The following is an 11,993-nucleotide window of genomic DNA, read 5'->3' on the forward strand; positions in this document are numbered from 1 at the left end:
GTGTGGGGTTACCCATGTGAGAGTAAGTCATCGCCAGCTCATTATTCTAAACACCCCCTTCAATAGAAGGGGGTGTTTTTTTATGTGAAAAAATTGAATTTGAAAATAATTAAAACCTTGTAATTAAATAAGAAGCTCCAATCAGTTAATTTATGCTAAAGAATAAATGCCTTAGTGATAAGGCTAATATCATAAAAACAACCCAACTAATTAGTTAAAAAGCTAAATAATAAACAATAATGAATGGTTCAAAAAATGAATGATTTACAATGTAATTTTTATTTACAAAGAGCATCAAAGTTGACTATTAAATAAAATGCCAATCCTAATTTGCAGATTGAGTATTAAAAATCAAGATTTCAGTCGAAAGGTTATATAAGAATTCATTCTTAGTAACTAAGAATAAATATAAAACTCTTAAAACTTGAATTTTCATGATTTTTTATGCCAATTGAATTATTAATCAATCTATTAAATGAATAGTCCACTAGAAAGTTGTATAGACAAAAATCCTAATTTATTGCATTTATATAAAATATGAATCTAGGTTCATTATTTTAAAAATACTCACAATTGGAGGTGAGATAAAAATGACAGCGCAGACAATGAATGTGAATGCTGTAATTGATAATGCAAAATTTAAACCCTTTCATTTATCAATCGTATTATGGTGTTTATTTATCGTAATTTTTGACGGTTATGATTTAGCAATTAATGGCGTAACGTTGCCACTTCTTATGCAAGAGTGGGGTATGACTTCTGTCCAAGCTGGGTTATTAGCGAGCACAGCGCTAGCGGGAATGATGTTTGGTGCGATGCTTTTTGGTATGTTGGCAGATAAAATTGGTCGAAAAAAAGTTATTTTAATTTGTGTAACCTTGTTCAGTGGTTTTACTTTTTTAGGAGGATTCGCAAGTAATCCAACAGAATTTGGAATTTTAAGATTTATTGCTGGACTTGGTATAGGCGGTGTTTTGCCAAATTTAGTAACTTTAACTTCTGAATATGCACCACAAAAATTGAGAAGTACCTTAGTTACGATTATGTTTAGTGGCTATGCAGTTGGCGGAATTATGGCGGCTTTATTGGGTGTAAGATTTACACCTGAATTTGGTTGGCAGATTATGTTCTTTATTGCAGGAATTCCATTATTAGTATTACCGTTTATATGGAAGTATATGCCTGAATCACTAACATTTTTAGTGAAACAAAAAAATTATGAACCTGCCTCAGGAATTATTAATAAGATCAACGCAGATTTAAATGTTAATTCGTCAACTCATTTGGTTCTAAACGAAATTAAACTACCTGATGCATCGGTTAAATCTCTATTTACTGATAGTAGAGCGAAAACGACGTTATTATTTTGGTGCTGCTTTTTTATGTGTCTTTTAATGACATACGCATTAGGAAGTTGGTTACCAAAGTTAATGATGGCTGCAGGTTATTCTTTAGGAAGTAGTTTAACATTTTTACTTTCATTAAATATTGGCGCTGTCATAGGTACTATTGGTGGTGGAATTCTAGCAGACAAATTTCATCTCAAACCTGTTGTGATTTCGATGTTTGTAATCGGAGCTTTTGCTTTATTTGGATTAAGTTTCAATTCGCCGCCAATGGTGATTTATCTACTTGTGGCATTGGCTGGTGCAGCATCAATTGGTACAAGTATTTTAATATATAGTTATGTAGCGCAATCTTATCCAATTGCTGTACGTTCAACTGGGATTGGTTGGGCTTCAGCAGTAGGGCGTATAGGTGCAATTGTCGGCCCCATTGTCATTGGTATTCTTTTAGGAATGGAATTGCCGCACAAATGGAATTTCATTGCCGTTGCTATACCAGCAGTAATTGGTGCAATAGCCGTATTATGTATTAAAAGGACAAAAGTGATTGAAACAGTTCCTGAAAAAATAAAAATCGCATCTTCAATTACACAGTAGAATAAAAGCCTCATAAGAGGCTTTTTTTATAAATGTGATTTTAAAATTTTTTGATGCTCTTTAACCTGTTTGGCATAACGTTTACCTTGTTTTTTCATTTTTCGATTTGTGTTGTATCCAGTAGGTCCAACGTTGTAATAGGCCAGTGCTTTTTTCCAGCTACCAGCAGATTGATTATATTTTGATAGGATAAAAGTCCCACAATGTATATTAATATTTTCTTGAAAAAGGTCACCTGGACAAGATTGTTGCCAATATCTAGGGATAATTTGGGTAAGACCTACAGCGCCTGCTGGTGATACTGCATAATTTCGATAACTCGATTCTTGTCGAATAAGAGCGGCCATTAACAGGGGGTCGACATCAAATTGTTGCGCACTTTGCACAATTAGTGGTGAAACCCTATTTGCGGTGTCTGGGTGTACAGAGTATGCCTTTTGAATACCTGTTGAAAGTTTTGCGGCGCGTTTTTGTACTGAACCACCACCTAAAGATGAGCAACCGACAAACACGATACACGATGATAGAACTAAACTATATTTAAGGAAAGTAAAGGATGGGGGAGGTGATTGTAAACGTTGTAAAAAAAGCAAAATAGTAACCGTACAAATTCAATTTGCAAAAATCATAAGTAAGCTGGTGATTGGGGTCAAGCCCTAGATAAATTGGAGTGTTGTAGTTTTGCAATATATTGATGAGTAAGATAAATAGATCAGAAAAACTTTAAAATTGATTCAATATTTTCTTATAATAATGCCATTATTAAATGCCTGAAATCATCATGACGCCAGCTTGTAAATTTCTAAAAAACAAAAAGATAGATTATTCTGTTCATGAATATGAGCATGATCCTAATGCTGAAAGTTTTGGTTTAGAAGCAGCTCAAAAATTGGGTTTATCTGTACATGAAGTTTTTAAGACACTTCTAGTGACAGATGATGTCAATTATTTTGTGACAATTTTACCAGTGGACCATCAACTTAATTTAAAAAAGGCGGCGAATGCTTTCAGTTGTAAAAAACTTAAAATGGCTGATCCGAAAGTGGCTGAGCGTCTGACCGGTTACTTAGTGGGTGGGATTAGTCCAATTGCTCAAAAAAAGCTACTTAATACAGTCATTCACCAATCGGCAAGTTCTCTTGAAAAGGTGTATGTGAGTGGTGGAAAACGTGGGCTAGATATCGGATTAGATCCTCAATCATTGGCCCAAGTATTAGATGCTCAATTTAAGGACATTGTGGATCACACTTAATGTTTGATCACTACATTTGACGTAGATTGGTTAGATATTCTTGAGCGATAAAAATTTCTTGATCATCAGTTGGGCATACCTTGTTCCATTGATGTTCTTGATCTAATTCCCAAGCACGTTGATTATCGTTCAGATAATTCAGTAGACCATCTTTAATAATCGTTTTCTTTAGTTTTTTATCTTCAATCGGAAAACAAGTTTCTACTCTTGAAAATAAATTACGTCCCATCCAGTCTGCACTTGAACAATATAATTTCTCATTGCCTTGATCTAGAAAATAGTAGACCCGTGTGTGTTCTAAAAAACGTCCTACAATGGATCTGACGCGGATATTTTCTGATAACTGTGGTACTTGAGGTCTTAATGAACAGATGGAACGAATGATCAGATCGATTTGAACACCTGCATTTGACGCTTGATAAAGTGCCGCGATTAATTTAGGTTCAGTTAAAGCGTTAACTTTGATAATAATATGCGCTTTATGACCAGACTTAGCATGGTGGATTTCATTGGCAATGAGTTTTAAAAGCTGTTCATGCAAGGTAAAAGGTGCATGGAACAGCTTTTTAGGCTTTGCCATTTTTCCCATACCTGTCAATTCTTGAAAGATTTTATGGACATCTTCACAAATGTCATCATCAGTGGTCAGCAGACCGTAATCGGTATACATTTTTGCATTACCAGCATGATAATTGCCAGTTCCCAAATGAACATACCGTTTCAGATGATCTGCTTCTCTACGAACAACCAGAATCATTTTAGCGTGAGTTTTATAGCCCACGATGCCATACACAACAACAGCTCCAGCTTCTTGTAGGAGGTTGGCGACCATGATATTGGATTCTTCATCGAATCTAGCACGTAATTCAATAATCGCAGTAACTTCTTTACCATTTCGTGCTGCTTCTGCTAAGACCTGAACGATCTCTGAATCTGGTCCGCTGCGATAAAGAGTTTGCTTAATTGCCAAGACATTAGGGTCTTTTGCAGCTTCTTTTAACAGGTTGATGACGGGTGAAAATGAGTCAAAAGGATGATGTAAAAGGACATCACGTTGTTTTAATACATCAAATATACTTTTTGATTGTCTCAATATCTTCGGTATCACGGGTTGATAGGGTTTAAACTTCAAATCTGGATAATCAAAATCTGAAAATAACCGAGCTAAATTTACAGGGCCTTGAACACGATAGAGTTGTGAAGGTTCTAAATCAAATTGTTCAAGTAGATATTGGTTAATCGTTGCTGGGCAATTGTGATCAATTTCAAGTCTAACTTCACGTCCAAATCTTCGCGAAGATAGTTCATCTTTAAGAGCAACTGCTAGATCGTCTACATCGTCAGCTAAATTTAAGTCAGCATTGCGTGTTACACGGAATTGATAGCATCCTGTCGCTTTCATTCCTGGAAATAAGTCATTGATATGTTGTTGCAGAATAGCCGACAACAGGATGTAATGTTGCTTACCTTCGCATAATTCATCAGGAATTTTGACTGCCCTTGGTAGAGTTCTCGGTGCAGGTACGATCGCGAGCTCAATCTGACGACCAAAAGCATCTTTACCTTCAAGTGTGACAATAAAATTAAGGCTCTTATTGACTAAACGGGGGAAAGGGTGGGCAGGGTCTAAACTGATGGGCGTGATTACTGGTTGAATAAATTTACTGAAGTAGTTTTGAATCCATTCTGTATATTTATCTAAAATTCCATGATATTGGATAAATTCGATACCATAAGATTTAAGTTGAGGAATGAGCTCGTTATTAAGTATCTGATATTGTTCTTGAACCGCATGATGCGTTGTTTTAGATATTTGTTCTAAAATAATTTCATTGGGAATAGCATCAGGCGCAGTAGTTATTTGATTTAATTCGATCTGTTTTAAAAGTCCAGCAACGCGTATTTCAAAAAACTCATCTAAATTCCGAGAAAAGATGATTAAAAAATTTAGTCGCTCTAATAAGGGATGGTGAGGGTCTTTAGCTTGAGCTAAAACTCGTTTATGGAATTCTAATAATGAAAGTTCGCGATTAATGTAAGTGTCTGAATTGTGTTGAAAGTTTTCAAAAGAGTGCATAGTACCAATTATTGCTTTATAAGCTGTCAGGAAAGACCTTGCAGCGATGGTACGTTTGATGTGTGACAGTAATATTACATTGATTGGTATATATTCGATAAATATATATAATTGGATTTATTTTATTTTAATCAAAAAAGCACACAATAAGTGTGCTTTTTTTAACTCAATTAGGGCTTAGAAATCGTAACGGAAACCTAAAGATAAACCTAAAGCATCCTCACCTTTGAAACCCTTCACATTATTTGTACGTGCTTGTTCCCACGGTGTAAGGCTTGAGTTTTTGTCATTAAGCACAGTTGCGACGTTACCGTAAACACGAACTGCTTTATCAAGACGATGTTCAAGTCCTAAAGCAATGAGTGTTGCGTTCGCATCTTTAGCATCTACATCACGGTGCATCACTTGACCACGGATATATGTTTTTGGTGCAAATTTATAATCAGCTGCAACACCAATGACTTGTGCATCAGGATTTTTTACGTCATTGTCATGAGTCATATATTGATATAAACCACCAATATTTAGCTCAGGTGTGATTTTATAAGCACCAGCTAAACGGAAGCCATCACGTTCGCCGCGAGTCGCATCTTCTTCATAGTGTTCATAAGCAGCTGCGAAATCAACAGGACCTTCTTTATAGGTCAATGCAAGATCGTAAGCTTTATTCTTTTTAGAGTCGCCTTTCTTTTGAATAACTTCACCAGTATCTTCATCTACAATTGTTTCAGTGAAGCCTGGAGAATTGCTTTCGTGCAATGAAAGTGCTGCTAATACATTGAACCCATTTCCGAATTTTGGTGATTTATATTCGATGGTATTTTCATTACGCTCATCAAAACGTAAGTCACCAGCACGTGTTACATTACGTAAATCACCTACTTGATCGCCGAAAAAATTAACTGGACCACGTGCTATTTTAAAAGGGCTATCAAAACGACCGACACGAGTTTGACCGAAATTACCTTTTAAACCAACAAATGTATCACGTGTTGCAAAATCAACACCTGAATTTTGTCCACCACTAGCAAAGTTGATTTCTTGTTCAATTTGACCAAAAACGGTCATATCGTTTTCTAGTTTTTGTTCAACTTTAAAGCCTAGACGAGATGAGTTAGATGATAGACCTACTTCATTATAATCTTTACCATCATCAAGGTAATCTAATGAAACATGTGCGCGACCATAAATTTTAACGTCAGCTGCCATTGCGATTGCTGGTGTAATAAGTGTTGCCCCAACTGCTAATGCGCAAAGTGTTTTTTTCATTTCTAGCTCCAGTAAAGACTGATTTTTTGTCCTAATAATCATGATCAGTAGTTTTTTTGTAACTACTGTTCTCTATTGGTGCTAAGTATTCATTACAAATAAGTCAGTAATATTAAGAATTTATTTCATTATCATGAAAGTGGATTGAAACAAGTTGTAGTAATTAAAAAGAATAAAAACAAAAAAAGGAGCCAAAGCTCCTTAATTTTATAAGCATGTGTTATAAAGCAGCTTTAATCTTCTCAGCCAAAGCCTTGATACGTTCTTGATCACCCATTTGTGCTGCGTGTTTACCCAGTTCATGAATTGAACTTGGAATAAGATGGAAGTGAACATGAGGCACGGTTTGCCCAGCTGCAGCACCAGATAACTGCATCAAAACTATACCTTTTGCATCTAATGCTGTTTCAATCGCTTTTGCAATTTTTTGAACGATTTGAATCGTGTACGCTGCAGTGTTTGGGTCCAAGTCGAGTAAAGTTACGGCAGGTGATTTAGGGATGACTAAAGTATGACCATCTGCCTGAGGCATAATGTCCATAAATGCAAGAACTTGCTCATCCTCATACACTTTAATTGCAGGAAGTTCACCACGTAAAATTCTTGCAAAAATATTTTGATCATCGTAAGCCATAACTATTCCCAGAATGTAATTAGATTGAATTATTTACAGTTCAATTCTTTCTGACGTTGCTTAATGGAGTCAAGCTTTTGTTGCTCTTTTTCTGAGAACTTAGGTTTAGTTGTATTGCAATTTTCATTGCCGAACTTTGCCTTAGTATCTGGATCTTTAAAACAGAAGCCTTTTGATGCATAGATGATGTTGTAATCATCTTTAAGTTTTTCACACTCTTTTGTAGTATCGGCTAAAGCATTAACCCCAGCTGAAACAGATACAGCAGTAATTAAACCTAATAAAAACTTATTCATGAGTATCCTCATTTAGAAATGGACATTTGATATTGTCACATTTCAATTATATGGGCTTTATATGTGAATTCAATGGCGAAAATTTATTCTAAGGTAATTTTGCTCCATGATTCGTACATTTTAACTGCTGTCGAAAAATCACTATTAGGTTCAGCTATTGCATTAGCAGCACCAATTAGACTTTGAGTAAGCGTAATGACAGGTGCGGATAATTTTGCTTGATGAATGAGGTCTACTGCGATACCAGTGTCTTTGCTTAGTAACGGTAAGGCAAAAGTATTTGGAAAACTTCGATTTAATACCCGTTGAGGCAATACATTTTCAGTCACACCACTTTTACCACTTGAAGCATTGATGCACTCTAATGCTTCATTTAAATCCACACCATGCGCTTTAAGTGCAGTAAAACCTTCAGCAGCGGCACATAAGTGGACAGCCAAGAGCATGTTGTTCACTGCTTTCACAGCAAAACCAGATCCTGAGTCTCCTACATGCTTAATCAGTTTACCCATGGCTTGCATCGCTGGTAATACAGCTTCAAAAGCAACTTTTTCACCACCTACCATGAAGGTTAAAGTCGCGTTTTCAGCACCAATAGTTTGTCCGCTAACAGGCGCATCTAGAAAAAATACACCTTTTGATTTTAAAAAAGCTTGTTGTGCTTTAGCTGCATCAGGCACGCCACTGGTGCAGTCTACCCAAATTGATCCAGGTTTAATGTCGACTTGATGAATGATCTCATTGACTTGCTGACTCGTTGGTAAGCAACTAAAAATGATATCAGCGTGGGCAGCTTCTTGAAGTGATACAGCTTGTGTTTGATATTCAGTTGCATGTTGTTTGGCTTTCTCGAAATTTCGATTCCATACCAAAACTGATTCATAGTGTTTGGGTAAATGAGCTGCCATACGGTAACCCATTGCGCCTAATCCAATAAATGCAACTGTCGTCATTTTCTTTACTCTATTTGTGTTGAACGCTCTGCTAACCAGTGAGCAAGTTCAGGCCAAAATTGATCGGCACTTTTTTGACTCGACATTAAACCTAAATGCCCCCCAGGAATAAGAGTAAACGTGACATCACGACTATTTGTCAATTCAGTCAATGGTCTAACAGCATCAGCTGTGACCATTTGATCGCTTGAACCCGCGCCAATCATAAGAGAGCAGTCTATATTTTTTAATTCGATTTTCTTATCTTGAAGTTCGATATAACCATTTTTTAGCGGATTTCTTAACCAGACATTGAATAACATATCTTGGTTTACCCCAGCAGGATAATCAATCATATGATTGAGGAAATAACCTAAAGTGGCATGTTCATGCAAAAGTTTTTTATCATCAAGATTCAGTAATAATTGTTTATGGCCTTCATACCAACCTTTTGGATCTAAAATTTTAAATCCAATTGCATTTAAAATACCTGGGGAGTGAATGAGGCGCTTAGGAATACGACCGTTATAAACTTTATGTTTGAGTAGACGAGTTCTTTCAAGATAGCGATTCATCTTAGCATATAGCTTTCCGATACTACCTGAAGCAAAGCTATCAATTGGACTACCTAAAACGATTAGATTTTTTACATGGTTCGGCTGTCTGAGCGCTGTGTACAACAGAACAAATATTCCCGCCATACTCCAGCCATGTAAAGAAATTTGATCAGATTTAGCGTGTGTGCGTATTTGATCGATACAATTCGGGATTGCATCATCAATAAAACCTAAAAAGTTGAGATCGCGATCTTTATAGCTAAAGTGTCCCCAATCCAATAAATACACATCAAAACCTTGCTCTGTATAATATTTGATAAGAGAACGGTATGGATAAAGATCATAAATATCCATCTTGATCGCTAAAGGCGCGACAAAGACCAATGGCTCAACATATTTTTTATTTTCAGATGCGTAATATCGAATTTTACTCGATTTATGAGTACCTATCACTTCATACGGCGTTGCTTGAGATAAAACCAAAGATTTACCGTAAAAAATGCGTGTCCCTAAATTTTTTAACTTGCTTTGTTTAGAACGCCAGTTAGTTTTTAAATGTTCCATGAAGGTTGAAGATCTCATAAGCATGTGATTTGAACGAAGTCTAAGCGATATTTATATATTTTACCTTGACCTTAAATGCTTTGGGCGCTCAAAATGTTGGCAATTATTCACAAAGGCAGTTTTTAGGACTGATTTAGAGCAATGAGCCAGCAAGACGACATTGAATACCAACTTGATACATTAGCACTTCGTACAGGTCATACGCGCAGTTTTGAAGGTGAGCATGCTGAACCGATGTTTCTAACTTCTTCATTTGTATATGCAAATGCAGCAGAAGCAGCAGCTAAATTCTCTGGGAAAGAGCCCGGTAATATTTATTCTCGCTTTACAAACCCAACAGTCGCAATGTTTGAAAAAAGATTGGCTGCAATGGAAGGTGCTGAACGTGCAGTGGCAACAAGTACGGGTATGGCTGCGATCATGGCGGTGGCGATGTCATTCTTAAAGGCTGGTGATCATGTTGTATGTTCTCGAGCAGTATTTGGTTCAACCGTGGCCTTATTTGAAAAATATATTTCTAAGTTTGGTGTGACTGTCAATTTTGTTGATTTAACAGATTTAGATGCTTGGAAAGCTGCGATCAAACCAGAAACTAAACTACTATTTGTAGAATCTCCGTCAAATCCATTATCGGAAATTGCTGATATTCGTGCATTAGCAGATATCGCGCATGAAAATGATGCCTTACTCGCAATTGATAATAGTTTCTGTACGCCAGTGCTACAACAACCATTAAAATTGGGCGCGGATCTAGTTGTCTATTCAGCGACAAAATATTTAGATGGTCAAGGTCGTGCGTTGGGTGGTGCTGTCGTAGGTAGTCATCAATTACTTGAAGAAGTTTTTGGCTACGTTCGTACAACGGGGCCTTCTATGAGTCCGTTCAATGCTTGGGTTTTCCTAAAAGGTTTGGAAACGCTTCGTCTACGTATGAAGGCTCATTCTGAAAGTGCACAAAAGATTGCTGAGTGGCTTCATCAGCACGATAAAATCGAGAAAGTATTCTTTGCTGGCTTAGCGGATCATGTAGGTCATGATTTGGCTAAACAGCAACAAAAAGGTTTTGGTGGTATCGTTTCATTCGTGGTAAAAGGTGGGCGAGAAGCTGCTTGGAAAGTGATTGATCACACTCAATTTATTTCTATTACTGGAAATCTTGGGGATGCAAAATCAACGATTACTCATCCTGCAACGACTACTCATGGTAAATTGTCTGATGAAGCGAAGGCTGCAGCTGGCATTGCAGAAGGTTTAATTCGTCTTTCAGTAGGTTTGGAAGACGTTGATGATATTATTGCAGACATTCAACGTGGTCTTGATTTAGTCTAATTTAAATTTGTTCGGAGTATACAAATGAACATTAACATGCTTATGCAACAAGCACAGCGCATGCAAAAGGAAGTAGAGTCCAATATCAAGAAAGCGAAAGAAGAGCTTGCACAGAAAGAAGTGCATGCTGAAGCTGGTGGTGGTTTGGTAAAAGTGACAATGACTTGCCGTAATGTGGTAAAACGCATTGAAATCAATCCAGAATTACTTCAAGACGATCCAGATATGATTGAGGATTTGATTGCAGCTGCTATGAATGATGCTGCACGCCAAGCCGAAGCGATTTCAGAAGAAACAATGAAGTCTGCAAATAGTGGTATGGGATTACCTCCTGGCTTATCAGGTTTATTTTAAGGATATTGCCGAGTGTTCAGCGAACGGTTTGACCAACTCGTCCAAGCACTGCGAATTTTACCAAGCGTTGGGCCTAAGTCGGCTCAGCGCATGGCGTTGCATTTGATCATGAAGAATAAGCAAGGTGCTTTGGCATTATCTGAAGCACTTAGTGATGCCGCTGATCATATCCATGAATGTTCTATTTGCCACTCATTGACTGAGAATGAGGTGTGTGACATTTGTCTGTCGCAAGACCGAGATGATACCTTGCTCTGTGTGGTTGAATCTCCTGCAGACGTGATGGCAATTGAGCAAAGTGGAAGTTTCAGAGGCAAATATCATGTATTGGGGGGGCATTTATCTCCTTTAGATGGTATAGGGCCTGAAGAGGTCGGCATACCTGCGTTGGTTCAACGCTTAGCTGAAGGTCAGGTATCAGAGGTTATTCTCGCTACCAATGCAACGGTTGAAGGGCAGGCTACGGCACATTATTTGGTAGAAGCCACACGTCATTTGAATCTTAAAATGACGCGTATTGCTCAAGGTGTACCACAAGGGGGTGAGCTTGAGTATGTCGATAGTCACACCTTAAGCCAAGCAGTTCATAATCGTATGCAAATGAAATAAGCACAAATTGTGCTTATTTTTTTCAGTGGAGAAATATCACTTCTCTGAATTGTTTTTAGTCGAAAAAAATATTAAATTTTTCATGTTTTATAACTATTTACAGCGTATACATAGATTTGCTTGACGCTTTAATTGAAAATTTATATTTAAAATTGATAATTTAAGCTAAAATACATC

12 protein-coding genes are annotated in these 11,993 nt (G+C 37.0%); 5 read left to right on the forward strand and 7 right to left on the reverse strand.

Features of this window, described 5'->3' with window-relative positions:
- Positions 1 to 590 precede the first annotated feature (590 nt).
- Positions 591 to 1,943, forward strand: coding sequence for an MFS transporter (locus tag AC1M9J_RS13195; RefSeq protein WP_481952471.1), 1,353 nt, complete (start codon positions 591 to 593; stop codon positions 1,941 to 1,943).
- Positions 1,944 to 1,969: 26 nt separating this feature from the next.
- Here AC1M9J_RS13195 and AC1M9J_RS13200 read toward each other — a convergent pair whose 3' ends face one another.
- Complete coding sequence (locus tag AC1M9J_RS13200) at positions 1,970 to 2,458, reverse strand: lytic transglycosylase domain-containing protein (protein WP_481596600.1); 489 nt, start codon at positions 2,456 to 2,458, stop codon at positions 1,970 to 1,972.
- 266 nt (positions 2,459 to 2,724) lie between these two features.
- Between AC1M9J_RS13200 and ybaK the strand changes: the two genes are divergently transcribed.
- Complete coding sequence (gene ybaK / locus AC1M9J_RS13205) at positions 2,725 to 3,195, forward strand: Cys-tRNA(Pro) deacylase (RefSeq protein ID WP_481952494.1); 471 nt, start codon at positions 2,725 to 2,727, stop codon at positions 3,193 to 3,195.
- Between the two features lie 10 nt (positions 3,196 to 3,205).
- On the opposite strand, the gene ppk1 is transcribed toward ybaK, so the two are convergent.
- From ppk1 to AC1M9J_RS13235, 6 genes are all read right to left on the reverse strand, one after another.
- The gene (ppk1, locus tag AC1M9J_RS13210; protein WP_481952472.1) at positions 3,206 to 5,272 is read right to left on the reverse strand and encodes a polyphosphate kinase 1; all 2,067 of its coding nucleotides are present in this window, start codon (positions 5,270 to 5,272) and stop codon (positions 3,206 to 3,208) included.
- Between the two features lie 177 nt (positions 5,273 to 5,449).
- The gene (locus tag AC1M9J_RS13215) at positions 5,450 to 6,541 is read right to left on the reverse strand and encodes a porin (protein ID WP_179999803.1); all 1,092 of its coding nucleotides are present in this window, start codon (positions 6,539 to 6,541) and stop codon (positions 5,450 to 5,452) included.
- Positions 6,542 to 6,761: 220 nt separating this feature from the next.
- Positions 6,762 to 7,175, reverse strand: a complete 414-nt coding sequence (locus AC1M9J_RS13220) for an HIT family protein (RefSeq protein ID WP_092768455.1) — start codon at positions 7,173 to 7,175, stop codon at positions 6,762 to 6,764.
- Between the two features lie 29 nt (positions 7,176 to 7,204).
- Positions 7,205 to 7,471, reverse strand: coding sequence for a YARHG domain-containing protein (locus AC1M9J_RS13225; protein ID WP_481596574.1), 267 nt, complete (start codon positions 7,469 to 7,471; stop codon positions 7,205 to 7,207).
- A gap of 83 nt (positions 7,472 to 7,554) precedes the next feature.
- Positions 7,555 to 8,424, reverse strand: a complete 870-nt coding sequence (locus tag AC1M9J_RS13230) for an NAD(P)-dependent oxidoreductase (RefSeq protein ID WP_481593962.1) — start codon at positions 8,422 to 8,424, stop codon at positions 7,555 to 7,557.
- 5 nt (positions 8,425 to 8,429) lie between these two features.
- On the reverse strand, positions 8,430 to 9,524 hold the full coding sequence (locus tag AC1M9J_RS13235) for an alpha/beta fold hydrolase (RefSeq protein WP_092768451.1): 1,095 nt from the start codon (positions 9,522 to 9,524) through the stop codon (positions 8,430 to 8,432).
- A gap of 141 nt (positions 9,525 to 9,665) precedes the next feature.
- Here AC1M9J_RS13235 and AC1M9J_RS13240 point away from each other — a divergent pair, with 141 nt between their 5' ends.
- Genes AC1M9J_RS13240 through recR form a run of 3 tightly spaced genes read left to right on the forward strand, consistent with a single transcriptional unit; the run spans position 9,666 to position 11,816 of the window.
- A complete protein-coding gene (locus tag AC1M9J_RS13240) occupies positions 9,666 to 10,853 on the forward strand; it encodes an O-succinylhomoserine sulfhydrylase (protein WP_092768449.1) in 1,188 nt (395 codons plus the stop codon).
- Positions 10,854 to 10,877: 24 nt separating this feature from the next.
- The gene (locus AC1M9J_RS13245; RefSeq protein WP_035266548.1) at positions 10,878 to 11,207 is read left to right on the forward strand and encodes a YbaB/EbfC family nucleoid-associated protein; all 330 of its coding nucleotides are present in this window, start codon (positions 10,878 to 10,880) and stop codon (positions 11,205 to 11,207) included.
- A 12-nt stretch (positions 11,208 to 11,219) separates the two neighbouring features.
- A complete protein-coding gene (gene recR, locus AC1M9J_RS13250) occupies positions 11,220 to 11,816 on the forward strand; it encodes a recombination mediator RecR (RefSeq protein WP_481596578.1) in 597 nt (198 codons plus the stop codon).
- Positions 11,817 to 11,993: the final 177 nt, after the last annotated feature.

Source organism: Acinetobacter sp. ANC_7588 (assembly GCF_056783995.1).

What these genes read in the sequence shown, in the direction of transcription:
- AC1M9J_RS13235 (WP_092768451.1), bottom strand. Translation starts at nt 9,524, where the DNA reads ATGGAACATTTAAAAACTAACTGGCGTTCTAAACAAAGCAAGTTAAAA.
- AC1M9J_RS13225 (WP_481596574.1), bottom strand. Translation starts at nt 7,471, where the DNA reads ATGAATAAGTTTTTATTAGGTTTAATTACTGCTGTATCTGTTTCAGCT.
- AC1M9J_RS13195 (WP_481952471.1), top strand. Translation starts at nt 591, where the DNA reads ATGACAGCGCAGACAATGAATGTGAATGCTGTAATTGATAATGCAAAA.
- AC1M9J_RS13220 (WP_092768455.1), bottom strand. Translation starts at nt 7,175, where the DNA reads ATGGCTTACGATGATCAAAATATTTTTGCAAGAATTTTACGTGGTGAA.
- AC1M9J_RS13215 (WP_179999803.1), bottom strand. Translation starts at nt 6,541, where the DNA reads ATGAAAAAAACACTTTGCGCATTAGCAGTTGGGGCAACACTTATTACA.
- ybaK (WP_481952494.1), top strand. Translation starts at nt 2,725, where the DNA reads ATGACGCCAGCTTGTAAATTTCTAAAAAACAAAAAGATAGATTATTCT.
- AC1M9J_RS13240 (WP_092768449.1), top strand. Translation starts at nt 9,666, where the DNA reads ATGAGCCAGCAAGACGACATTGAATACCAACTTGATACATTAGCACTT.
- AC1M9J_RS13245 (WP_035266548.1), top strand. Translation starts at nt 10,878, where the DNA reads ATGAACATTAACATGCTTATGCAACAAGCACAGCGCATGCAAAAGGAA.
- AC1M9J_RS13230 (WP_481593962.1), bottom strand. Translation starts at nt 8,424, where the DNA reads ATGACGACAGTTGCATTTATTGGATTAGGCGCAATGGGTTACCGTATG.
- ppk1 (WP_481952472.1), bottom strand. Translation starts at nt 5,272, where the DNA reads ATGCACTCTTTTGAAAACTTTCAACACAATTCAGACACTTACATTAAT.